Below are 22156 nucleotides of genomic sequence, written 5' to 3'. Positions count from 1 at the left end.
TGCGACAGGGGCAGTAAGTCATACCGGACCGAGCGACCGAGCAGTCCCCGGCTGGGGACGATCAAAAAGGTAACGGGCGCCACCAGCGGGCCGCCGCGCAAGAGGTCCGCAACGCGGCCGGGGTGATCCGGAAACACTTCCCGGACATCGTGCTCGACCGCTGAGCGCGCCGGGCCGGGAACACCGCCGGCCCGGCGCACCCGAGGTCACGCGCGGGGCGGAGTGACCTTGACCGTCATCACCGGGATCAGACCCGTGATCTGGGTCTTCACCTCGAGCTTGACGCCCGCGCCGGCCACCTTCACCGAGTTCTGCGGGTTGGCCGCGTTCCAGTAGGCCAGCGGGTCGGAGTCGTCGAACACCGGCTTGGCCGGTTGCTTCGGCAGGGACACCGCGGCGCCGTTGCGGTGGAACGTCACGGCGTCGGTCTTCTGCAAGCCGAACGTGGCGTCGAACGGCTGGCGGCGGTTGCCGAGCAGCGCGCCGTCTCCGAAGACGATCGGCGCGGGGCGCGCGTCGACCGGCAGGCTCAGGCCCGTGCCGGGGTGACGGCTCGTGTTGTTGTTCCCGACGGCCGGGTTGACGTACCAGACCAACAGACCGTCCTGGTACGGGAACCGTTCCGCCCAGTCGGGCCGGGTGTCCTGCCAGCCCCAGTTGTACGGGCCGACCTTCAGCGTCTCGTCGTAGCCGGTGTACGTGCGGTACTCGGCGGCGTAGTACGAGCCGTCGGCCAGGGGCACCACGACCGCCTCGGGCAGCACGTCGCTCTGGCCGTTGGCGGCCGAGCCCAGGGTCACGTACTTGCTCTTGCCGGGCTTGACCGTCACGAAGTTGGACCAGCCGAGGAAGATCTTCTCCCAGGCGCCCATGTAGCCGGGCGTCGAGCCGATGGTCGGCGCGCCGCGGTTGAGCCACGAGCCGCCGGACATCAGGGTCCAGAAGCCGGTGCCGTTGTCGCCGCCGGCCGTGTCGTACAGGTCGGGCAGGCCCAGGTCGTGGCCGTACTCGTGGGCGAAGACGCCGAGGCCACCGTTCTCGGGCTCGGTCGTGTAGTCGCCGATCCAGAGGCCGGTGTCGCCGATCGGCACGCCGCCGGCCAGGTTGCCCGCGGGACCGGTGGTTCCGGCGTCGTCGGAGAACGCGTACCAGCGGTGCGACCAGATCGCGTCCTCACCCTGGGCGCCGCCGCCGGCCTCCTCGCCCTCACCGGCGTGGATGGCCTGGAAGTGGTCGATGTAGCCGTCCGCCTCGTTGAAGTCGCCGTCCTTGTCGAAATCGTCGCGGTCCCAGACGTCGAACGTCTTCAGGTACGCCTTGATCTGCTCGGGCGTCTTGCCCGCGGCCACCTGTGACTCGTACCAGGCGGTGGCGGTGTCCTTGATGTAGTTCCAGTAGCCGTCGTCCTCGCCGATCTCGTTGCTGCCGTAGCGGGCCTCGTTGTAGGGCACCTTCACCCAGTCGGAGACGTCGCCGCCCACGGTGTACCGGCCGCCGGACTGCTTGTAGTAGAAGTCCGCCATCGACTCCTTGTTCTTGGCGAACAGCAGTTCCTTGTAGTACGACGGGCTGAAGTCGCTCCGCCAGATCGTCGAGTTGTCGTTCGTACGGTCCGGGGCCGCGATCTTGTTGTGCAGCGGACCCGCCGTGCCGCCGGCCGCCGGGTAGGTGGCGTCGCCGAACTCGACCAGGAACGTGAGCACCGGGTCGGTCTTGGTCTCCTTCTTGCGGTACTCGACGAACTTGCCCTTCCCGAGCTTGATGACCTCGGAGCCGGTACGCTTCTCGCTCTTCACCTCGCCGGCGATCAGCTTGGCGAGGGCCTCGGTGCGCTCGGCCTCACGCTGCTCGGCGAGCGGGTGGGGCAGGTTGTCCTCGCCGAGTGACGCGGTTGGTTCCACGTCGGCCGAGCGGGTCGCGACATCGCCGGGTGCGGCCGCCGCGGGCATGGCCGTGAAGCCCGCCACCACCGCGAACGCGGAGACGGCGGCCAGCACGACAGTGCTCTGTTTCCTCAAGGGGTGTGCTCCTCTGCAGAGATGGACCCCCCTATCTCATACATCTCCATGTTTCTATTCAAGACTTCTCACGCACTGGCGTCGCTCCCCTACCCTGGGTGTCCACTGAGTACGAAGAGGGGTGTCGATGCGCTACCAGCGGCTGCTGCGCTTCCTCCCGAGCGGCGATTCCCTGCTGCGCCTGGCGGCGGTGGTGCTGGCCGCGGTCATCCTGGGCCGGGCCCTGCTGTCCGGTTCGTCCGGCTGGCGGGCGGTCGTGTACGTGGTGGCCGGAGCATCCGTGCTGTGGGGCGCACTCTGGATCATCGGCGAGGTGCGGAAGACGACGTCCCCGCCCACGTCCGAGGCCGAGGCGGCGGCCAAGGCGGCAGCCTCGGCCAAGATCGCCGCTGCGGCCATCGACGCGGCCGACGCGGCGGCCAAGGCGGCCGCCGCAGCCAAGGCCGAGGCCGAGGCCAGAGCCGAGGCCGCCGCCAAGGCTGCAGACGCGGAGGAGGCCAAGCCCGGGGCCACGAAGCCGACGTCGCGGCTGCTCGACATGCTGACGGCGGGCAACCGGCCCGGGCTGGTGGCCGTGCTCGCCCTGCTGGTGCTGATCGTGCACGCCGCGATCACCGGCTACGTCGGGGTCGGCACCATCCTGGTCGCGCTCGGGCTGGCCGTCGTGGCCGTGCCGCTGACCGCCGACTTCAAACTGGTCGGGCTGCTCGGCGGCATCGCGGTGGTCTTCGCGCTGGCCACCGTGGTGGTAGCCGACATCTTCTCGGGCAGCTCCGAGGCGCGGGCGCTCGGCATCTCGGTGGCCGCCATTGTGCTGCCCATCGTGATCTCCGACAAGCTGGTCGGGCTGGTCAGGCAGCCGGCTCTGAAGCCCGCGCACCACGCCGTACTGGCCGTACTGACCCTGTTCCTCAGCTTCCTCGGCTACACCCGTGACGAGTGGCTGCCCGGCGTGGTCAACAACTGCTACACGCTGCCCACCTCGACCGGGATCACCACGCTGCGGGCCACCGCCGACGGCCGCTGCTACGGCCTGATCGACAGCGCCGACGCGGGCATGTTCGCGGCCTCGGCCTTCGGCAAGGACCCGGTCACGACTGAGCTGCAGCGCCGCATCCTCGACCGGAACGAGCCGCTGGAACCGGGCGACCTGACCGTCGTGTGGCTGGGCGCGCTCTCCTGCGAGCCGCTCAAGTCCGACCCGGCACGCTGCGCCGACGGCCGCGACTACCCCTCCGAGCGCGATCAGTTGCGGGCCTTCCTGTACGCCCAGTCGCACATCGCGGCCACCACGAAGCACCGGGTGCACGTGGTGATCGCCGACGCCGGCCCGGACGTCGCACACGTCGACGACGTCGCCGCGATGATCGAGAAGCGCCGTCCCGCCCTGGGCGACCGGGTCGTCGTGATCGGCGGCGGCGACAGCCGCGACGACACCCAGCGCGCGATCAACCGCCTGCTCAAGGCCGGCATCCCGTTCATCGCCCCGAACCTGCTGGCCGACCTGGGCGCACCCGACCAGAAGTTCGTCAACAAGCCCGGCTACCTCCAGCTGGCGCCGCCGAACATGCAGTACGCCGCGGACACGGCCAAACGGCTGGCCCGCGCCTACCAGGACGGCTTCCGGCTCGACATCTACCAGCAGCCCAACCCGACCGACCAGTACACGACGTCGCTGGTCAACGATCTGCTCGCGGCCGTCGCGGCCAAGCCCGGATCGTCCGCCCGGCACCTGCCGGCGCTCGAGAAGATCGACGACTCCATCTGCGAGTCCGACAAGACCACGCCGCCGGCCGTACTGTATTTCGCCGACCGGTGGACGCGCTTCGCCGGTTTCGTGCAGCGGGTCAACGAGGTGTGCGGGCACTCCCGGCCCCGCCTGGTCATCGCCGACGTGTCGGTGAGCCGCTTCATGGCGAACTACCAGCTGCGGGCGGTCAGCAACGCGGACTGGGCGGTCAACTACAACGTCGGTGGCCCCGGCTGCGCCGACCTGACCGAGCAGGCGTACGGGGTGCTGACCCGCCAGATCGAGAAGGACGGCGACCTGGTAGCGCTCAAAGGCCCGTTCACCTGCGCCGACCGCGCGGACAACATCTCCGACGGCCAGCTGCTCAACGCGTGCCCGCTGGACGCCGCGGCCAAGCTGACCAGCCAGCCCTGCGAGGCGAACGACCTGGGCACCTACCTGATCCCGGCCTGGGACGCGGTGCTGCTGGCCGACGCCCTGCTGCCGGCCACGCCCGCCGGCAACGACCTGACGCGCCTGAACCTGCCGGACTTCACACTCTCGAACGGCAAGAAGGCCACCGTGGTACGCGGCGATCTGCACAGCCCGGCCATCGACGTCCGCATGTGGCACGGCAAACCACTGAACGACCCCCGCGTCATCTGGCAGCTGCCGACGTCGACCCTCCGCCTACCCGACGACCCGAGGCCCGGCGCCCCCTCTACCGGTCCGACGGAGTGATCCCGAGGTCCCGTTCGACGTGCTGAAGCGCCGCGATGCTCCGCTGGAGGCTTTCCTCGAGCGGAGCCAAGGTTGCCCGGCCCTCCGAGACACGGCTCCGCGCGACGTCGCGCTGCCCGGCGAACAGCAGGTTGACGATGACCCGGGACTCTTTGGTCAGCGCCGCGCCGATGACCGCCAGCTGCTGGAACAGGTCGCCGTCGGCCGTCATCAACGTCCCGAAGGTCTCATCGGCTTCGTCAAGAACGCCGGGTGTGACGCGACCGCGCAACCAGTCCCGGATGCCGCCCGAGCGCATGTAGTGCAACCCGATGAGGTCACAGTGCCCGTGACCCTCCTCGATCCGGGTCTCGAGAGTGCCACGTTCGAAGCGGACGTACGGCTCCGGGTCGAGGGGGTCGGCCAAGCCGGCGCGGACGAACTCGGACGTGCTCTCCGAGACCACACCGAGCGTTCTATGAACCTCGGTCAAGGCGGCCCGGAGGTCGGCGACGACTTCTTCGTGGCCGGCAAGGGCTGAGCCGACGGTGTGCACCTGGCCGGTGAGCCGGCGCAGGCTCTCGCTGGCCGAGGTCGCCCGGTGGATCGTCCATCCGTCACGCAGACTGGGCCCATGGACCTCGTTGTTTCTGGTCGGCCGGCCGACCAGGACTGCGACGACGGCGGCCACGCCGTCGAGAGCCGCGACGGCCTGCCCGTCCCACTCCGTCAGGTCGTGGTAGTTCAGATCTCTCAACGGCTCGGGGATCTGCTCCTCGGCGTCGCGGTCGATCAGAACCGGCACGAGACGTCCGCGCGCTTCCGCCTGCTGCAGCGGATAAGCGCTGGCCGCTTCCACCTTCACATAGTCGCTGCTGACGGAGTGCCTGCTCCAGACCACGACGACGCAGGACGCATCGGCCAGCTTCCCGCGGATCAGCGGCGCGAACTCGTCGCCCGGCTGCAGCAGGTCATCCCACCACACGAGAATCCCGCGGCGTGTGAAGTCCTGGACCAGGGCCGCGACCTTCGCTTTGTCGTCATGGGAATAACTGACGAACGCCCATCCACTGTGACCGCTCACGACCCGAGCTTGCTCCAAGATCTCACCCACCTCAATACCCGAAGGATTGCCTGGGAGCGCTCCCGGGTAAGGGTCGCGTCGTGCTCATGGCCCTGCTTCTCGACCTTGCGAACATCGTGGGCGGCTTCCTGCTCGCCATCAGCCTGCTGCGCCGCATCCCCCGCGCCGGCGACAACCTGGCCCGCGCCGCCGACCGGGTGGCCCCGTTCGGCTGGATCGTCGGCGTGGTGGCCCTGGTCGCCGGCGGCTACTACCTGCTGGTCCACCTCTTCGACGGCCCCCGCGTCTTCCACTACGAGATCGTCGGCATCCTCGTCGGCGTCGCCCTGCTGTGGGACCGCCTGACCCGCCGCAACGCCCCGCCCGCGCTCCTGCTGGCCATCTTCGGCCTGATCGCCGTCGTCGTCGGAATTCAGGGCCTCTTCACCCCCGACGGCTGACGCTCACAGCCGTCCGAGGCCGGCGTCCGACGTAGGCTGCCCGCGTGGGACAGATTGTGCCGTGGCTCGCCTTCGTCGCCGTCCTGGCGGCCGTCCTCGGTTGCCTCGCGTGGCTGGCCGCGCGGACTCGTCGGCGCGGCGTGGGCCGGGACATCATGGGACCGGTGGACCTGATCTATCGTCCGCACACTCATCAGATCAACCACGAGATCCAGGCTTACGAGGTACGTAGGGTGGCGCCGCCGGCGCCGGGTGATCCGTTGAAGCGAGGCTGACGCACTGAGGTCCCGGCGCAGCGGCAACGATGATCATGAGCCACGCTCGGCCGGTTCCCCCGGCCCCAAGGGCGACGTGGCTACCGTGATGTCTCCAGGGCTGGGCGATCCCAGTGAGCCAGGTCGGCAGCGGCTTCGTAGGTCGTGCGAAGGAATTCGGTGAGCGTCGCGTCGGGGTCGGCCGCCTCGGCGACCGTCTCGTACGGCAGGACGCACTCCTGCAGCGCCTTGTCGTAGTAGGCGGCCGTGCGCTCGGCATAGCCCGAGGGCTCCGGGTACGCGTACGAGTAGAAGGCGCCCTCTTCACCACCGCCGGGCCAGAAACCGAAGCTCGCCAGCTCGTGCGAATAGCCCTCCCGCATGACCCACGGCGGGCAGTTGGGCGCGCCACCCGGATGCGGCGGGGCGATACGGCCGGAGAAGCGGGTGCAGGCCAGATCCATCGCGCCCCAGAAGAAGTGGACGGGGCTGGTCTTGCCCACGAACTCGGACCGGAACCGGCCCAGCACCCGCTCGGCCTGCAACAGCTGACGCCAGAACAGTTGCGCGGCCGCACCGTCGTAGGACTTGTGCTCATGGTCGTCGGCGAAGGGGACCGCGGGCTCGACCTCGTTGGGGACGGCGTGGATCTGCGGCTCGACGCCGAGCGCGGCCAGGGCCTCGAAGGTCTCGCCGTAGAACGTCGCGACCGACTTGGGCTCGAGGGTCACCTCGCGTGAGCCGCCGTCGCTGGTGCGCACGTGCAGGCGGTGGTCGAGGAAGTCGAACTCGAGCTCGAACACACCACTGCCGTGCGGCACGGCCGAGGTGGTCAGCCCGCGCGCGCTGGGATAGAGCGTGACGTGCCACCAGTGGTTGACCGGCGGCGCGTACGCCATGCGGACCTTGCCGACGATCTGCGTCCACATGTGCAGCGTGTCGCGGGTGTCGGCCCAGTCGGCGACGCGCAGCCGGGGCCACGGTTGGATGATCGCGTTCTCCATCGCTCCAGCCTGCCAGGCCGGCCGCGTGATCGGGCGGCCCTGTGGACAGGGAAAGCGTGACGTGCGCGGCCCTGTGGACAACGTCCACCCCGTTCGGCTGAACTCTGGTTGAATCCAGCCCGCCCCGGGAGGGAGGGGGCTAGGGATGGCCAAGCTTTCGCCCGTTGAATCGATCTTCGAAGCGGGCGCGTGGCGGGAAGGCTCAGATGTCGCGGCATTACCTGATGGTTGTCAAGACCGCGCTTCCGCTGTACGTCAACACGCTCGTCGCCTCGGTCGGAGCGCTCGTCAACACGGCCACCCTGGGCCGGCACGGCACCTCGTCGCTGGCCGCGTTCGCGGTCGCCATGGCGGTCTACGTCCCGGTGGTGGCCACCGTGACCGGCGTCATGCGCGGGATGATGCCGTACGTCAGCCGGCACGAGGACGATCCGCGGCGCCTCGGGTCGCGCTGCTCAGCAACGGTCTCTGGCTCGGCTACACCGTCGGTGGGGCCGGCGCGCTCGCGGTGCTGGGCACTCGCTGGCTGGGTGGGGCGGCCGGCGTCACGGCGCCGACGCTTCAGGGCCTCGGGGTGCTGCCGGGTCTGCTCGCCCTCGCGGTCGTGGCCCAGTCCGTCGGCGCCTCGGCGAGCTCGACCCTGGTCACCCTGGGCCGGGGGCCGACCGTGCTGCGGGCCGGGCTGGTCAGCACGGCGGCGACGGTCGGGCTCTCCGCCCTTCTTGTGCTCGGCCCGGGGCCGTTTCCCGCCCTGGGTGTGGTCGGCGCCGGGGTCGCCATGTTTGTCTCCGGCGTCGTCTACACGGCTCAGGTGCAGCTCGCGCTTCGGCACATCACCGGGCTGCACCGCACGGTTCTGCCGGGCCGTCCCGACCGCCGCGAGATTCTGCTGCTCGCCCGGACGGGGCTGCCGATGGCCGGCACCGTGCTCGTCAAGTTCACGGTCCTCGGCGTGCTGACCTTCGCGGCCGCCCGGCTCGGCACCGATCAGGCGGCGGTGCACGGGGTTTCCGAGTCGCTCGTCAACATCATCTACACGGTGGCGGTGTCGATCGGTCAGGCCGTGGTGCCGATGGTCGGCCGCTCGATGCGGGCCGGGGACGTCGACGGCGCGCGGCGCGGCGTCGGTGCGGGCGCGATCGTGGCCGTCGTCTGGGTCGGGTTGTTGGCCGGGCTCGCCATCGTGCTGGGTCGCTGGATCGTTCCGCTGTTCAGCTCGGACCCGGCCCTCCAGCACGGCATCCGAGCCATGCTGCCCCTCGTGGCGTTCGCCGTTGTCACCGACGCCGTCCAGGCCGTCTACGGGTTCGGCCTGCTCGGGCTGCGCCGCACCTTTCCCGGTCTCGTCTCGACCGCGCTCTTCTTCGGCCTGCTCTGCCTGGTCGCGGTGCCGGTCGCGGACGCCGGCGGCCTGACGGCGCTCTGGCTGGCGCTGGGCGTGGCCAACCTCGCCCAGGCGATCAGCAAGGCCTTCTTCTTCCACCGGCTGAGCGGCTCCACCGATCGAAGTCCCGCCTGACCGGCTCCACCGATCGGCATCCGCCGACCGGCCCTACCGATCGGAATCCGGCCTGAGCGGCGGGTGGTTGCGTTCCAGGGCGGCGCCCCCGACCTCGGGCAGCGGGCGGTCGAGCCGCGCGGGAGCCACCACGCCGAGCGGCCCAGCAGGTGCATAACGGCCGGGATCAGCAGCATGCGTACGAGGAAAGCGTCGGCGGGACGCAGCGTTGCACTCAGCGCAAACTGAGAGTCTGCTCCCGCACGTTCTCCCGGTTCCCCGACAGCCGGATCGTCGCACCGCCATCCCGTACGGAGATCTCGACGCATTCCGTCGAGCCGTCGAGCAGCCAGCCGGTCGGGCGGCATCCGCTGCCCCAGCCCCGCGCCCGCAGGTGGCGCGTCAACTCGGCCTTCATCTTGTCACCGGACCGGTCCGCCGCGATGACGTCGATCGTCGACACGCAGCCGATGGAGTCGCACGCGCCGTCATTGTGCGGGACAGCCGCGGCGCGCATCCCGTCCGGCAGGGGCAGCACCGTGCCGGCGTCCGGGTGGAACGTTACTGGCACTCCGGCCCACAGCACGATGAAGGAGGTGGTCACCATGCAGATCCCCAGCACGTACGGCGGCGCCGCGCGCCGGGCCGGGCCGAGGATCCGCCGCTCGACCAGCCGGCCACCGATCACCGCCAGCACACCGGCCGGCGGAGCAGCGAGCTGGATCTCGAGGCGTGCCCGCGGCACCACCCAGCCGAGCAGCACGGCCGCCACCACCGCGATCCCGACGATCACGGCCGCCACGACCCACCGGCACCGCGGCACGCGCGACATGGTGAACCACAGCCCCAGCACCGGAATCATCCCCACCACCACAAGCACCACGCTCTGATCTTGCCCGCCAAGGTCAAGTCCCGGACGGACGAAGCAGCTTCTCGGGCCGGCCGGCCCCGCGGATCGCCGGAGGGGTTGACCTCAACCTGGGTTGAGGTCGCAGGCTGTCGGCGGGTGAAGGGAGCACAGCCGGTGCGAGCAGTCCAGGTGGTCCGTTTCGGGGGTCCCGAGGCGCTGGTTCCCGGCCGGGTGCCGGAACCGGTGGCCGGGGCGGGCCAGGTGCTGGTCGAGGTGGCGGTCGCGGGCCTGACGTTCGTCGAGACACAGATCCGGCGGGGCACCGACCGGTGGCATGAGCGGCCGCGGCTGCCGTACGTGCCGGGCGGTCTGGTGGCCGGGCTGGTGGGCGCGGTCGGCGCCGACGTCGATCCGGCCTGGCGGGGGCGGCGGGTGGTGGCCGGCACGGGCGATACCGGCGGATTCGCGGAGCGGGCGGTGGCCCCGGTAGGAAACCTGATCCGGGTGCCGGACGGGCTCGGCCTGCCGGAGGCCATCGCCCTGTGCAGCGACGGCAGCACGGCTCTGGGGCTGACCGAACACGCCCGGACCGGCCACGACGACTGGGTTCTGGTCGAGGCGGCGGCGGGTGGGGTGGGCACCCTGCTGGTGCAACTCGCTCGCGCGGCGGGGGCACGGGTGATCGGGGCGGCGCGCGGGAGCCGGAAGCTCGACGTGGTGCGGCAACTGGGCGCCGACGCGGTGGTGGACTACTCGGAACCGGGCTGGACCGGCCGGGTGCTCGAGGCGACCGGCGGCGCCGGACCGGATGTGGTGTTCGACGGCGTCGGCGGGCGGATCGGGCGGGCGGCGTTCGAGGTGACAGCGACCGGGGGCCGCTTCTCGGTGCACGGCGCTTCCAGCGGCGAGGTCACCCACGTCGACTCCGCGGAAGCCGGCCGCATGAACGTCCGGCTGATCGGCATCGACCAGCTCGCCGGTTTCGGACCGCACGTGGCACGGTGGGCGGAGCGGATGATGGCACGAGCCGTGGCCGGAGAGGTGCGGCCGGTGATCGGACAGACCTTCCCGCTGGACCGCGCCGCCGATGCCCACGCCGCGATCGAGAACCGCACCGTCATCGGGAAGACCCTGATCTATGTGACTGCCTCGGGCGGCCGGCCGGCGATCGCTTCCGGGGGCCGGGGCGGCGATTCCGTAACCGACCGGCGTTACGGGTGACCGGACCGGATCAGCGCCCACACGATCTTGCCGTCGAGCAGCGGGGTGGCGCCCCAGTGGGTGGCGGCCGCGGCGACGATGCGCAGCCCGCGGCCCGAGCCCGGTCGCATCACGGTGCTCGTCACCGGCGGGCCCTCCGGACAACGAGGCATGGTGGTGCAGCCGTCCTGCACCGCGATCCGCAGATAGCGCCCGGTGTGGACGAGGGTCAGGTCGAATTCGCCGCCCGAATGCACGACCGCGTTGGCCGTCAGCTCATTGGCGACCAGGCGGGCCGGGCCGTGCAGCTCCTCGAGCCCCCAGGTCAGGCAGGCCTCGCCGGTCACGCCCCGGGCGATCGCCGCACTGCGCGCCTCGCACCGCAGATGCCGGCGCACCCAGCGCGGAACCTTGGCGTGCACAGCCAGCGACGCCATGCCTCTGTCCTCGTACAGGGCCACGTAGGTCCGAAAGGCTTCCAAGCCTTCCCGTACGCCGGGAGCCGCGTCGCAGAGCAGCACGGGCACTCCCCAGTGCAGCTGCGCGTCGTACGTCATCGTGGCGAACACGCTGAGCAGCGGATCGTCCTCGTGGCAGAGCCCGGTCAGGTCGACGATCACCGCCGGCGGGCACTCGGCCGCGGCCTTGGCGATCACCGTCCCGACCTCGGGAACGGTGGCGGGCGTCAGTTCGCCGTCGAGGCGTACGGTCGTGACTCCCGTGCCGAGATTCCGGTCGATCGCAGTTTTCAACATCGCAGCCCTCTGCTCGCACCTCCCCACCGGTAGCGCCCTCCACCAAACGCCCGCCGCCCGGCCCGCGCAATCCCTGGTCGTACGCCTATCGCCCGTTAGACGGAAGGTCACGCCCTGGCGACCTTGACGCAGCACCTGCTCTGATGAAGCGGTGCCGGGCGCCGCTTCGTCCTCAGCGGGACAGGAAGCGGGCGACGGCGGCGGCCCAGTTCGCGCGGGCCTCGTCGTTCTGTTCCGGGCCGGGCAGGCCGATCTGGGTGGCCACGATCGAGGCCGTACCGTTGGGCTTGGGTTCGCTCGTGACGATGACCGAGGACCCGTCGCCGGCCTTGGTCCGCCAGGTGATGCGGCGTTCGGTGCCGCTGATCTTCGGGTCGCCGGCGACCAGGCCGCTGACGAAGTCGTCCTGCGCGGCGAACCGCGTCCAGGCGTCCATCAGCTCCTGCATGCCCAGCCTGGTGGACTTGCTGACACTCATCTGGAACGTGCCGTCGGGCCGCTGGCCCGGGATGCGGCGGCCGATGAACTGCTCGTAGGCGACCGTCACGGCCTGCGTCCACCAGCCGAGCGGCTCGACGCCGGCGCCCTCGAGCTCGTAGTAGACCTTGAGCGCGATCTGCTTGTGGTCGAGGTCTTTCGCGCCGATCCCGTCCATGAACACGAGCCACTCGTCCCACGACCGGTTCGTCGCCCGCTCGACCGGCTTGATCCGCGAGTTCCCCGCCGCCATGCCGGTGATCCTAGCCTTTCACCGCACATTCACGGTCCAGGCCGGCGCCCACCCATAGAGTCATGCCTGTCGATGACTGGACGGGAGAGGACGCATGATTCGCCGAATTCTGGCCCTGATCGCCGCGGTGTCCGCCACCCTGGCCCTGACGCCGGCGGCGGCGCAGGCACACGGGGTACGCCCACTGGCCCGCGCACACGCCCACAACGACTACGAACACGAACGCCCGCTGGCCGACGCCCTGGCGCACGGCTTCACCAGCGTCGAGGCCGACATCTACCTGGTCGGCGGCGAACTGCTCGTCGGCCACGACCCGGAGGACGTGGTCCCCGGCCGCACGCTGCAGAGCCTCTACCTCGACCCGCTGCGGCAACGGATCCGGGCCAACCACGGCCGTGTCTACCGGGGCAGCCCGATCTCGCTGCAACTGCTGGTGGACATCAAGAACACCGGCGCCGCGACCTACACGGAACTCGACCAAGTGCTCCGCCGGTATCGGAGCATTCTCACGACGTACGCGTGGGGAAGGGTTTCCCAGGACGCCGTCACCGTGGTCGTCAGCGGAGATCGCCCCCGCGACCTGATGGTCGCCCAGCGGGTGCGGTACGCGTTCTACGACGGCCGCGCCGCCGACCTCAACTCGGGCGCCCCCGCATCGCTGATCCCGCTGATCAGCGACAACTGGACCACCCTGTTCACCTGGCAGGGCACCGGCCCGATCCCGCCCGCCGAACGCACGAAGCTGCGCCAGTTCGTCCGCGACGCCCACGCCGACGGCCAGCGCGTGCGCTTCTGGGCAACCCCCGACACCCCGGGCCCCGCCCGCGACGCCCTGTGGCGCGAACTGGTAGCCGCCGACGTCGACCACATCAACACCGACGACCTCACGGGCCTGGAAGCCTTCCTCCGCGGCTCAGTTCTGTCCAACGCTGCTTGACAGCCCCTCCGGGTGCACGTGCTCCAAAGAAATCGCGTTGTTAGCAATCCGGGCGAAGCGGCATAGTTCGCACCGCGGTTGCGTCAATCGATGCGCCGGGAGAACGGTACCCGCGCTCATACACAACCTACCAATACGATGGAGTACGTAGACAATATACCAGCACAGCTTCCCATTTTTTCCTGCAAACGTTCCGATCAACAAAATCCGAGGATTGCGGGGTGCCATGTTCCAGATTGCATGAAAGCATTCTGCTATATGGCCACCTGCAATTCATTCATGCGGTCACGTGCCACCGGCAGCCCTCTCCGGTGCAAACTTACTTGAACCCGCCTTTCATTGCGCCACGATCCACCCATGGCCGGCGGAGGGACGTAGTGGAGGGGGAAACGAGACGTGGACGACTTCGTGCGCCACAACCAGCAACCGGTGCCAGCTTCTCAGTGGGCCCGCTGGGCACTGGCGGTCGCGTTGATCGGCGGAGTTGTGGTACCCGCCGGGATCGGGCTCGCAGCCGCGGTAAGCCGGAGTGGCGATGAAGCTACGTGGGCTCGATGGGGAAGCGTCGGTGAGTCCTTCGGTGCGATCAACGCACTTCTGTCGGCGTTCGCTCTCACTGCCCTCATTATCTCCTACCTGTCGCAGTCAAGGGACCTCCGCATTCAGCGAGACGACACTGCACTCCAGCGCGCGGTCCTCGAGAATGCGGAGAAGGCGTTGCGACGGAGCGCGGATGTGGACATGCGAAATCTCCACATGAGCCTTATGCGCATGGCCATCGATGACCCCGTCCTCGCCGAAGTGTTGCCGAGCTACGGGCGCACGGACGAGAAGGCACGGCGACAATACCTTTTCAGTAACCTACTCCTCCAATGCATCTGGCTCCAGTACACAGCGGGCACGGCAAGCAGGGAGGAGATGGTCAGCGGTATGCGCCATCTGTTTACCAGCAACAAGATGCGAGAGTATTGGCGCGAAACGGCTTCCATAAGGTACAAAATTTATGTCGACGGCGCTCAGGAATCAAGTCTCGCAACCATTGCAGATGCCATATGGCATGAGCATGAGGGCCAGCCGAGGTTCTCTACTATCAAAACGGGAGAACCTGGCGACCTCGCGCCGTGACAGACGGGTCTATTGCTCTGAAAGGTCCTTCCACGCCGCCATCAATGTCTCGCGGGTTATGACGACTATGCGCTCATAGGTGGCAACGCCCGCGTCCGGAGGCAGTTGATTCATCAGTTCCTCGGTCCGGTCCGTTCCTACGACAGCAAAGTTACCGTCCGCCAACTCGAAAAGATCCGGGCAGGTATATTCAGTAGCGCTACCTCGGGCTCGTGGAGACAGCCCCACGCGACGCAGGATGGGCGAGGCCAGCAGCGCTTGAGACACCGGTGATCGGGCAGTCGAATGTTCGCTCATGCAGGAGTTGTAGCGCATGCATGCTTAGAAGGTCGCTCGGCCGCCGCTTATGTCGTAGACGGCGCCGGTTGAGAAGGAGACCTTGTCGGAGGTCAGCCAGGCGATCAACTCGGCTACCTCTTCGGGGCGGCCCACGCGCTTCATGGGGATGAGGCTGGTGATGTGGGCCAGGGCTGCGGGGTCGGTGTCGGCGTTCATCGGGGTTTCGATCACGGCGGGGGCTATCGCGTTGACCAGGATGCCGGTGGTGGCCAGTTCCTTGCCCAGGGACTTGGTCAGGGCTATCACTGCGGCTTTCGAGGCCGAGTAGGGGCTCATGTTGGGGTTGCCGTCCTTGCCGGCCATGCTGGCCAGGTTGACTATGCGGCCCCAGCCTCGGGTGAGCATGCCGGGGACGAAGGCCTGGCACGTGTTGAACGTGCCGCGCACGTTGATGGCGAAGACCCTGTCCCAGGCCTCGGGGTCGACCTGCCACAGCGGGGCGTTCGGGCCGACCACGCCGGCTGAGTTGATCAGGATGTCGACCGGGCCGAGCTGGGCGGCGGCTGCTTTCACCGCGGCCGGGTCGGAGACGTCGGCCCGTACGTCCGCGCCTTCGGCCAGGTCGATCGTGTGGACCTGGATGCCGTCGGCGCGCAGGCGGGTGGCGGCCGCGGCGCCGAGGCCGCTCAGGCCGCCGGTGATCACCGCCGTACGGATGGAAGTCACGCCCTATTTGATCGCGACTCCGCACACCACGTCGAGAGGCTTCGGGTCGGGAACCGTGGGGCGCCACAGCGGGGCCGAGGTCACGCCGGGGTCGATCAGGGTCAGGCCGTCGAAGAAGCGGGCGAACTGGGTGTGACTGCGCAGGACGTACGGCGGATTGGCCTGCTCGTTCCAGATCTTCTCGGCCTCGCCGTGCTCGAGGCTGTGGGAACCGTCGAGCGCGATGAAATAGCTGCCGGGCGCGAGTGCGTCGAGGTAGGCGCGGACCATCGCGAGCGCGGCGTCATCGTCGGTCAGGTGGCCCAGCAGGCCCGACATGATCAAGGCGACCGGGCGGGAGAAGTCGAGCCCGGCCGCCCCCAGCACCCACGCCGTGTCACGGCCGTCGGCCTGCACGAATTGGGTGTTACCGGTCAGCAGCTCCTGAGCGTGAGCAAGCACGAGCGGGTCGCTGTCGACGTAGACGACGCGTGACTCGGGGGCGACCCGCTGTGCCACCTCGTGGGTGTTGTCGGCCGCGGGCAGGCCGGCCCCGACGTCGAGGAACTGCCTGATGCCGGCCGCGGCAGTCACGTGGGTCACCGCCCGTACGAGGAAAGCGCGGGAAGCCCGGGCGTTGTCGACGATGTCGGGGAACGCCTCGCGGATCTGATCGCCGACCTGCCGATCCACGGCGAAGTTGTCGGTCCCGCCGAGCCAGTAGTTCCAGATACGCGCCGTTTGCGGCACGCCCGTGTCGAGTTCATCCATATTTCCATTGTGGACCGATGGGACGCGGCCGGGGAACAGGAGTTATTGTTCCGCTGTGGACCACACCAGCGCGGCTCCGGCGGGCCTGGACCCGACCGTGCCCCACCCCGCCCGGCGCTACAACTACTGGCTCGGCGGCAAGGACAACTTCGCCGCCGACCGGGCCTCGGGCGACGAGCTGCAAAAGCTCTTTCCCAAGGTACGGCTGGGTGCGCTGGCCAACCGTGCGCTGCTCCAGCGGGCGACCCGGTTCCTGGCCGCCGAGGCCGGCATCCGCCAGTTCCTCGACATCGGCACCGGCCTGCCCACGGCCGACAACACCCACGAGGTGGCGCAGCGGGTCACACCCGACGCCCGCATCGTCTACGTCGACAACGACCCGCTGGTCATGGTGCACGCCCGCGCGCTGCTCAACAGCAGCCCCGAGGGGCGTACGGCGTACATCGAGGCCGATCTGAACCGGCCGGCCGACATCCTCGAGCACCCGACGCTGCGCGAGACCCTCGACCTCGACCAGCCGGTCGGCCTGATGCTGATCGCCGTGCTGCACTTCATCCACCGCGACGGCGCGGCCCAGCCGATCGTGCGCCAACTGCTCGACGCCCTGCCCTCGGGCAGCTACCTGGTGGCCACCCACGCCACCTCCGACTTCGGCACCCCCGAGCAGCAGAAGCTCTACCAGCAGCTCATCGCGCAGGGTAAGTCCGACGTCTGGACCAGGCCCAAGGACGAGTTCGCCGCCCTGTTCGACGGCCTCGAGCTGGTCGAGCCGGGTGTCGTGCCGGCCAGCGAGTGGCGGCCCGAGCCGGGCGCCGAGATCCCGGCCCGCTCCGACATCAACATCTGGACTGCGGTCGGCCGCAAGCCGTAGCCCCCCGATCGGCATCCTCACCAGGCCACCGGGCCGGCGTCGTCGAAGAAGCCGCCGGTCGGGCCGTCGGCGGGCAGGGTGGCCAGGTGGAGGGCGATCGCCGCGCCCTGAGTGGGGGTGCGGTAGCCGCTGAAGTGGTTCAGGTCGGTCGCCACGTAGCCCGGGCAGCCCAGGTTGATCAGGATGTCCGTGTCCGCGAGCTCCTTGGCGTACTGCACGGTGACGGCGTTCAGAAACGTCTTCGAGGGCGCGTACGCGGCGGAGATCGGCCCGGTCGCGCCGGTGTTCGCGCTCTGCAGCGTCAGCGAGCCCACGCTGCTCGACATGTTCACGATCCGCGGCGCGGACGAGCGGCGCAGCAGCGGCAGCATGGCGTTGGTGACCCGGATGACGCCGAGCACGTTGGTGTCGATCACCGTCCGGACCACGGCCGGGTCGACCACGGTCGGCTCCTGCGGCACCCCGCCGGTGATCGCGGCGTTGTTGACGAGCACGTCCAGGCCACGTTCCTCCAGCAGGGCCGCGGCCGCGGTGACACTGGCGTCGTCGGTCACGTCCAGGGGCACCCCGAACGCGTCGACGCCGGCCGCGCGCAACTTCTCGACGGCGGTCTCCCGCCTCTCGGCTGAGCGGGCGCCCACGCCGACCGCCCAGCCCAGCGCGCCCAGGCCGGCCGCAATCTCGTACCCGATGCCCTTGTTCGCGCCGGTGACCAGCGCAATTGTCTTCTCGCTCATGAATCGATCCTGTCCGCGGCGGCGATTTCGGGCCAACACCATCTGGGTGCGCAGCGATACCGTGGGGGTATGGAAACGCGAGAGCTGCGCTATTTCGTCGCCGTCGCCGAGGAGCTGCACTTCGGCCGGGCGGCGCACCGCCTCGGCATGGCCCAGCCGCCGCTGTCGCGCGCGATCAGCCAGCTCGAGCGGCGGCTCGGCGTAGATCTGTTGCACCGCAGCAGCCGCTCGGTGGCGCTGACCGAGGCCGGCGCGGTGCTGCTGCGCGAGGGGCGGGCGGCTCTGGACGCGGTGGCGGCGGCTGAACGGCGTACGCGCCGGGCCTCGGAAAACCCGGGGCTGGTCCTCGTCTCGAAGGCTGGAGCGGCCGGCGAGCTGCTGCCGAAGATGCTCGACGCGTACGCCGCCGAACCGGGCGCCGTGCCGGTCGAGGTCGTGCTGTGCGGGGCCGGCCAGCAGGAGGCGCTGCTGCGGGACGGCCGGGCCGACGTGGCGCTGCTGCACCTGCCGTTCGACTCGACCGCCGGGCTCGACACCGAGGAACTCAGCACCGAGAGCCAGGTGCTGGTGATGCCGGCCGGCCACGAGCTGAGCACGCGGTCCAGCCTGCGGATGTCCGATCTGGCGGACGTGCCGTGGCCGCGCTGGCCGGAACTGGACGGCACGTATGCGCCCGGCCCCGGTCCCGAGGTGCACGACGCCACCCAGCTGCTCCAGCTGATCTCGCTGGGCCGGGCCGTGACCGTGCTGCCCGAGTCGATCCGGACCTCGCTGCACGAGGGTCTGACCACCGTCCCCGTGCTGGACGCGCCCCTGGTCACAACCGTGATCGCGTGGCCGCCGCACAGCCGGTCACTCGCTCTGGCCGGCCTGATCCAGGCAGCGACCCGCATCTGAAAGCCCGGTGACCGACTCCAAGCGACCGCATCTCCCACACAAGCGGTCAAGCCTCAGAGAGCGGGCTTCGCATGTTTCATACATCCGGATGATGTGAGTATCCTGATGGCGTGAGGATCTCGCGGGTGGAGCAGCAGGCTCGGACCAGGCGGGCCGTGTTGACCGCGGCGCGGGCTGAGTTCGCCGAGCGTGGCTACCCGGAAGCCAAGATCGACCGCATCGCGGAGCGGGCCGAACTGACTCGCGGGGCCGTTTACTCCAACTTTCCGAGCAAGCGGGCGCTGTACCTGGCGGTGCTGCTCGACGGCACGAAGCCGGTCCGGGAGCGGGACCCATGGGCGCCTGTTGCCGAGCACAAGCGCGCCACGGGGCACGCCGCTGAGCAAGAGCAACGGTCGGGAGCGGACGGAGGGCTGGAGGCGCTCGATGTGCCCGGCGCGGTCGAGGCGTTCGCCCGGCTGTGGCTGGAGCGGCTGCCGCTGGCCTACGACGACAACACGGCCGGGCGGTTGCGGGCGCGGTCGCTGACCGGAGTGTTCGACGACGACGAACGGGGCCGGGCCGCCCTGGCTCAGATCACCTGGCTGGAGGCCCTGCTGCTGGCGGTCGCGCTCGAGTCGTGCCGGGCGCGGGGCGCCGGGCGGCGAGTGCGGCTGGCCGAGCTGATTCTCACGATGCTGCACGGCGCAGCCACGCTGGCCGAGACCGCCCCCGGCTTCGGCGACGCGTTCGACGTGACGGGCGCCTGCCGGCATCTGGCCGGGCTGGACGTGGCCGACGAGTGGAATCCGCCCTATCTGCCCTACGTGGCACCGGCTCGCCCGGTCGCCGAGGCCTGGGTCTCCCCCGGCGAGGTCGTCGATGAGCTCAGCGGCCACTCGTTCGAGGTCGGCGACGGCGTGGTCGTGCTGCTCGGCGCCGGCCGTCTCGGGTCGGCCGAGGATGCCGTCCGGTCGGCGCGGCCGGGCGAGGTGGTCACGGTCGCGATCGTGACCGACGATCCGGCCGAGACGGGCGCGCTCGTCCGGCTGCGGCTGACCGATCTGGCGACGATGCTGCGCCAGATCTTCGGCCCGGCCTTCCGTCCGTCGCTGCGCCTGGTCCTGGACGAAAGCGGCGCGCTGGCCTCAGCGATCGGCGCCACTCCGGCCTTCGACACCGAGACGTCCGTCCGCATCAGGAGCGGCGAGATGGTCGCCCGCTCCGACGGCCGCGGCGCCGGACACGCAACCGCGATCGCCAGGGAGACGCCGTGAACGCCCGCGCGGCGGTGGCGGGAAACGAGGAGTCGTACGGGATGGCGGGCTGGGCGCTGTGAGTGATGTGCTGCATGTGTTGCGGTGTATGGGGTTTGCTGAGCTGTCGCGGATCGCTGATGCGGTGGGGCTGACGGAGGGGGAAACCGAGTCGGGGCTGATCGACCTTGCGGTCGACGGGTTGGTGACACGGGAGATGGGAGCCTGGGGGCTCACCGCGGCGGGGCGGGCGGAGGACCTTCGGCGTACTTCGGCTGAGCTTCGGGCGGCGGGGGCCGCGGGGGCGGTCGAATCCGCGTACGGGAGGTTCCTGGTTCTCAATCCGGAGCTGCTGGACCTCTGCTCGGCCTGGCAGCTGCGCAGCGTGGACGGGGTGGCCGTGGCCAATGACCACCGCGACACCGCGTACGACGGAAGGGTTCTGGAGCTTTTCGGGGATCTCGACCGGCGTGCGGAGGTGGTGTGTGCGGAACTGGCGAAGGCGCTGCCTCGGTTCGGGCGTTACCGGGAACGGCTGGCTTCGGCGCTCGGGCGGGCTCGGGGCGGGGCGCTGGAGGAGTTGGCGGACAGCATGACCTCGTACCACGTGGTGTGGTTTCAGTTGCATGAGGATCTGCTCGTGACGCTCGGGCGGCCGCGCACATGATCCGGGCGCTCGGGCCTGCGGTCGACGCACCGGCCGACACCATCGGCGGCAAGGCGGCCGGGCTCGTCACTCTGATGCGGCTGGGGTTGCCGGTGCCGGCCGGGTTCGTCGTGGACGTCGCCGCCGGGCGGGCCTTTCTGCGGGACGGGCAGATGCCGAGTGGGCTCGAGGCGGCCCGTGACGCCCTGGGGGTGGACGCGGTTTCGGTGCGGTCGGGGGCGGCGGTGTCGATGCCGGGCATGATGGCCACGGTGCTCGACGTGCGCGGGCCGGTCACTCCGGCCGTACGCGAGATCTTCGGCTCTTGGAACACTGCGCGCGCCCGCGCCTACCGGACGTTGCACGGCATCCCGCACGACCTGGGCACCGCCGTTGTCGTGCAGGCGATGGTGTACGGCGATCGGGACAGCCACAGTGGCAGCGGCGTCGCCTTCAGCCGCGACCCCACCACCGGCGCCCGCGAACCGTACGGCGATCTGCTGTTCGGCGGCCGGGGGGATGACGTCGTCTCGGGGCGTGCGGTCACGCTGCCGCTTCCGGTGCTGGCCGATCGGGAGCCGGCAGTGTGGGCCGAGCTGACCGAGGCGCTTTCGGTTCTGGAGAAGCACTTCCGCGACGCCTGCCACGTCGAGTTCACTGTGGAGCCGGGCCGGCTGTGGCTGCTTCAGGTGCGCCCGGGTGGTCTGACTGCGCGGAGCGCCGTCCGAGTGGCTGTCGACCTGGCCGGCGAGGGGCTGATCGACCGGCGCGAAGCCGTACGCCGCATTTCGCCGCAACGGCTACGGGCCGCCGCCGTCCCGCGGCTGCTCGCCGGCGATCTGCTGGCTCGCGGTCGCGGCGCCTCCCCGGGAGTGGCTACCGGCCGGGTCGCTGTGACCGCCGACCGGGCCGTGCGGATGGCCGCCGACGGGCCCGTCATCCTCGTACGCCCGGAGACCTCGCCCCTCGACCTCCACGGCCTCGCCGCCGCGACCGGCATCGTGACCAACCGCGGCGGACTGGCCAGCCACGCCGCCGTCGTCGCGCGCTCGCTGGGCCGCCCCGCCGTCGTCGGCGCCACCGACCTGCTGCTGCCCGAGGGCACGGTCATCAGCATCGACGGCACCAGCGGGGCGGTCGTGCGGGGCAACCCCGGCCTGACCCCGGCCGTGGCCGACACCCACCTGCACCGCTTGCTGTCGTGGGCCGACGACATCTCGGGCGACCGCTCGCCCCGCTCCGGCGAGGAACGGCTCGCCGCCGCCCACGCCAAGGGCTAGTCAGCGCCGGGCCAGGCGACGCTCGCCGGCCGCGCCGGTCTGGTACGGCAGGTTGTAGTGGGCGAAGACCTTGGGCTCCTCGGTGGCCTCCAGCTCGCCGTCGACGTCGATCGTCGGCGCGTCGCCCACCGTCTTCTTGTCGTAGCGCACCCGTACGGCGTTCGGTAGCACAGTCGCGCCGTCCAGGGGCACGAAGACCAGCCGGTGCCGGCCGATCATGCCGATCCGCACGGTGGCGAACGCGGGCTGATCGGTGACCGTGTCGACGTAGACCGCCTCCAGGTCGCCGATTTTGCTGCTGTCGGGGTCGATGACCTTCTCGTTGCGCCAGTCGCGCAGGTTCTCAGCGGGGAACATGCACGTCGGATGCCCTGTGCCGGCCGTTGCGAAA

At 70.0% G+C, this 22156-nt stretch carries 23 protein-coding genes; 12 read left to right on the top strand and 11 right to left on the bottom strand.

Annotated features, from left to right (window positions below):
* Positions 1-206: 206 nt before the first annotated feature.
* Complete coding sequence (locus KXC43_RS44690; protein ID WP_221382364.1) at positions 207-2018, bottom strand: immune inhibitor A domain-containing protein; 1812 nt, start codon at positions 2016-2018, stop codon at positions 207-209.
* 127 nt (positions 2019-2145) lie between these two features.
* Here KXC43_RS44690 and KXC43_RS44685 point away from each other — a divergent pair, with 127 nt between their 5' ends.
* Positions 2146-4488 carry a hypothetical protein gene (locus tag KXC43_RS44685; protein ID WP_221382363.1) on the top strand — a complete coding sequence of 781 codons (2343 nt, stop codon included), beginning with the start codon at positions 2146-2148 and terminating at the stop codon, positions 4486-4488.
* Here the strand turns inward: KXC43_RS44685 and KXC43_RS44680 are convergent.
* Entirely contained in the window at positions 4469-5551 is a 1083-nt protein-coding gene (locus KXC43_RS44680; RefSeq protein ID WP_221382362.1) for a toll/interleukin-1 receptor domain-containing protein, read from the bottom strand. The genes KXC43_RS44685 and KXC43_RS44680 overlap by 20 nt on opposite strands.
* Before the next feature lie 86 nt (positions 5552-5637).
* On the opposite strand from KXC43_RS44680, the gene KXC43_RS44675 reads away from it, so the two are divergent.
* Together KXC43_RS44675 and KXC43_RS44670 are read left to right on the top strand one after the other, a co-directional pair.
* Positions 5638-5991, top strand: a complete 354-nt coding sequence (locus KXC43_RS44675) for a hypothetical protein (RefSeq protein ID WP_255645881.1) — start codon at positions 5638-5640, stop codon at positions 5989-5991.
* 44 nt (positions 5992-6035) lie between these two features.
* On the top strand, positions 6036-6266 hold the full coding sequence (locus tag KXC43_RS44670; protein ID WP_221382360.1) for a hypothetical protein: 231 nt from the start codon (positions 6036-6038) through the stop codon (positions 6264-6266).
* Between the two features lie 80 nt (positions 6267-6346).
* On the opposite strand, the gene KXC43_RS44665 is transcribed toward KXC43_RS44670, so the two are convergent.
* The gene (locus KXC43_RS44665) at positions 6347-7249 is read right to left on the bottom strand and encodes a DUF5996 family protein (RefSeq protein ID WP_221382359.1); all 903 of its coding nucleotides are present in this window, start codon (positions 7247-7249) and stop codon (positions 6347-6349) included.
* A 508-nt stretch (positions 7250-7757) separates the two neighbouring features.
* On the opposite strand from KXC43_RS44665, the gene KXC43_RS44660 reads away from it, so the two are divergent.
* Positions 7758-8768, top strand: a complete 1011-nt coding sequence (locus KXC43_RS44660; RefSeq protein WP_221382358.1) for an MATE family efflux transporter — start codon at positions 7758-7760, stop codon at positions 8766-8768.
* 214 nt (positions 8769-8982) lie between these two features.
* Here the strand turns inward: KXC43_RS44660 and KXC43_RS44655 are convergent, their stop codons facing one another.
* Complete coding sequence (locus KXC43_RS44655; RefSeq protein ID WP_221382357.1) at positions 8983-9630, bottom strand: hypothetical protein; 648 nt, start codon at positions 9628-9630, stop codon at positions 8983-8985.
* Between the two features lie 141 nt (positions 9631-9771).
* Between KXC43_RS44655 and KXC43_RS44650 the strand changes: the two genes are divergently transcribed.
* On the top strand, positions 9772-10818 hold the full coding sequence (locus KXC43_RS44650; RefSeq protein ID WP_221382356.1) for a zinc-binding dehydrogenase: 1047 nt from the start codon (positions 9772-9774) through the stop codon (positions 10816-10818).
* Here KXC43_RS44650 and KXC43_RS44645 read toward each other — a convergent pair.
* Together KXC43_RS44645 and KXC43_RS44640 are read right to left on the bottom strand one after the other, a co-directional pair.
* Positions 10809-11552 (bottom strand): hypothetical protein, encoded by a 744-nt coding sequence (locus tag KXC43_RS44645; protein WP_221382355.1) that lies wholly within the window; start codon positions 11550-11552, stop codon positions 10809-10811. The two genes, KXC43_RS44650 and KXC43_RS44645, sit on opposite strands and share 10 nt — an antisense overlap.
* A gap of 172 nt (positions 11553-11724) precedes the next feature.
* Entirely contained in the window at positions 11725-12282 is a 558-nt protein-coding gene (locus tag KXC43_RS44640) for a hypothetical protein (protein ID WP_221382354.1), read from the bottom strand.
* Positions 12283-12376: 94 nt separating this feature from the next.
* Between KXC43_RS44640 and KXC43_RS44635 the strand changes: the two genes are divergently transcribed.
* Both KXC43_RS44635 and KXC43_RS44630 read left to right on the top strand, forming a co-directional pair.
* The gene (locus KXC43_RS44635; RefSeq protein WP_221382353.1) at positions 12377-13219 is read left to right on the top strand and encodes a phosphatidylinositol-specific phospholipase C/glycerophosphodiester phosphodiesterase family protein; all 843 of its coding nucleotides are present in this window, start codon (positions 12377-12379) and stop codon (positions 13217-13219) included.
* Between the two features lie 396 nt (positions 13220-13615).
* Positions 13616-14344, top strand: a complete 729-nt coding sequence (locus tag KXC43_RS44630) for a DUF6082 family protein (RefSeq protein ID WP_221382352.1) — start codon at positions 13616-13618, stop codon at positions 14342-14344.
* A gap of 9 nt (positions 14345-14353) precedes the next feature.
* Here KXC43_RS44630 and KXC43_RS44625 read toward each other — a convergent pair whose 3' ends face one another.
* From KXC43_RS44625 to KXC43_RS44615, 3 genes are read right to left on the bottom strand one after another with little or no spacing between them, the layout of a single operon-like run.
* The gene (locus tag KXC43_RS44625; protein WP_221382372.1) at positions 14354-14641 is read right to left on the bottom strand and encodes a hypothetical protein; all 288 of its coding nucleotides are present in this window, start codon (positions 14639-14641) and stop codon (positions 14354-14356) included.
* 24 nt (positions 14642-14665) lie between these two features.
* Positions 14666-15349, bottom strand: coding sequence for an SDR family NAD(P)-dependent oxidoreductase (locus tag KXC43_RS44620; RefSeq protein ID WP_308129542.1), 684 nt, complete (start codon positions 15347-15349; stop codon positions 14666-14668).
* 3 nt (positions 15350-15352) lie between these two features.
* The gene (locus KXC43_RS44615; protein WP_221382351.1) at positions 15353-16099 is read right to left on the bottom strand and encodes an SAM-dependent methyltransferase; all 747 of its coding nucleotides are present in this window, start codon (positions 16097-16099) and stop codon (positions 15353-15355) included.
* A 55-nt stretch (positions 16100-16154) separates the two neighbouring features.
* Here KXC43_RS44615 and KXC43_RS44610 point away from each other — a divergent pair, with 55 nt between their 5' ends.
* On the top strand, positions 16155-16970 hold the full coding sequence (locus KXC43_RS44610) for an SAM-dependent methyltransferase (protein ID WP_308129541.1): 816 nt from the start codon (positions 16155-16157) through the stop codon (positions 16968-16970).
* 17 nt (positions 16971-16987) lie between these two features.
* Here the strand turns inward: KXC43_RS44610 and KXC43_RS44605 are convergent, their stop codons facing one another.
* Positions 16988-17707, bottom strand: a complete 720-nt coding sequence (locus KXC43_RS44605; protein ID WP_221382350.1) for an SDR family NAD(P)-dependent oxidoreductase — start codon at positions 17705-17707, stop codon at positions 16988-16990.
* Between the two features lie 69 nt (positions 17708-17776).
* On the opposite strand from KXC43_RS44605, the gene KXC43_RS44600 reads away from it, so the two are divergent.
* The 4 genes from KXC43_RS44600 to KXC43_RS44585 all read left to right on the top strand — a co-directional run bounded on the left by KXC43_RS44600 (position 17777) and on the right by KXC43_RS44585 (position 21765).
* Positions 17777-18604, top strand: coding sequence for a LysR family transcriptional regulator (locus tag KXC43_RS44600; RefSeq protein WP_221382349.1), 828 nt, complete (start codon positions 17777-17779; stop codon positions 18602-18604).
* Positions 18605-18714: 110 nt separating this feature from the next.
* Positions 18715-19860, top strand: a complete 1146-nt coding sequence (locus tag KXC43_RS44595) for a TetR family transcriptional regulator (protein WP_221382348.1) — start codon at positions 18715-18717, stop codon at positions 19858-19860.
* A gap of 58 nt (positions 19861-19918) precedes the next feature.
* Positions 19919-20506: a transcriptional regulator gene (locus KXC43_RS44590; RefSeq protein ID WP_308129540.1), complete on the top strand. Its 588-nt coding sequence runs from the start codon at positions 19919-19921 to the stop codon at positions 20504-20506.
* Positions 20503-21765, top strand: coding sequence for a PEP/pyruvate-binding domain-containing protein (locus KXC43_RS44585; protein WP_221382347.1), 1263 nt, complete (start codon positions 20503-20505; stop codon positions 21763-21765). Before KXC43_RS44590 ends, KXC43_RS44585 begins: the two co-directional genes overlap by 4 nt.
* Here KXC43_RS44585 and KXC43_RS44580 read toward each other — a convergent pair whose 3' ends face one another.
* Positions 21766-22122, bottom strand: a complete 357-nt coding sequence (locus KXC43_RS44580; protein ID WP_221382346.1) for a PRC-barrel domain-containing protein — start codon at positions 22120-22122, stop codon at positions 21766-21768. It abuts the gene before it with no gap.
* Positions 22123-22156: the final 34 nt, after the last annotated feature.

Origin of the sequence: Paractinoplanes polyasparticus (genome assembly GCF_019710575.1) — a bacterium.
GTDB classification, from domain to species: domain Bacteria; phylum Actinomycetota; class Actinomycetes; order Mycobacteriales; family Micromonosporaceae; genus Actinoplanes; species Actinoplanes polyasparticus.
The sequence above is the reverse complement of the archived record's forward strand: the minus strand, read 5'-3'. Positions and strand labels throughout refer to the sequence as shown.

Excerpts from the sequence above, each read along its gene's own strand:
- KXC43_RS44685 (WP_221382363.1), top strand. The coding sequence starts at position 2,146 with ATGCGCTACCAGCGGCTGCTGCGCTTCCTCCCGAGCGGCGATTCCCTG.
- KXC43_RS44675 (WP_255645881.1), top strand. The coding sequence starts at position 5,638 with ATGGCCCTGCTTCTCGACCTTGCGAACATCGTGGGCGGCTTCCTGCTC.
- KXC43_RS44665 (WP_221382359.1), bottom strand. The coding sequence starts at position 7,249 with ATGGAGAACGCGATCATCCAACCGTGGCCCCGGCTGCGCGTCGCCGAC.
- KXC43_RS44645 (WP_221382355.1), bottom strand. The coding sequence starts at position 11,552 with ATGTTGAAAACTGCGATCGACCGGAATCTCGGCACGGGAGTCACGACC.
- KXC43_RS44640 (WP_221382354.1), bottom strand. The coding sequence starts at position 12,282 with ATGGCGGCGGGGAACTCGCGGATCAAGCCGGTCGAGCGGGCGACGAAC.
- KXC43_RS44635 (WP_221382353.1), top strand. The coding sequence starts at position 12,377 with ATGATTCGCCGAATTCTGGCCCTGATCGCCGCGGTGTCCGCCACCCTG.
- KXC43_RS44625 (WP_221382372.1), bottom strand. The coding sequence starts at position 14,641 with ATGAGCGAACATTCGACTGCCCGATCACCGGTGTCTCAAGCGCTGCTG.
- KXC43_RS44615 (WP_221382351.1), bottom strand. The coding sequence starts at position 16,099 with ATGGATGAACTCGACACGGGCGTGCCGCAAACGGCGCGTATCTGGAAC.
- KXC43_RS44605 (WP_221382350.1), bottom strand. The coding sequence starts at position 17,707 with ATGAGCGAGAAGACAATTGCGCTGGTCACCGGCGCGAACAAGGGCATC.
- KXC43_RS44600 (WP_221382349.1), top strand. The coding sequence starts at position 17,777 with ATGGAAACGCGAGAGCTGCGCTATTTCGTCGCCGTCGCCGAGGAGCTG.
- KXC43_RS44585 (WP_221382347.1), top strand. The coding sequence starts at position 20,503 with ATGATCCGGGCGCTCGGGCCTGCGGTCGACGCACCGGCCGACACCATC.
- KXC43_RS44580 (WP_221382346.1), bottom strand. The coding sequence starts at position 22,122 with ATGTTCCCCGCTGAGAACCTGCGCGACTGGCGCAACGAGAAGGTCATC.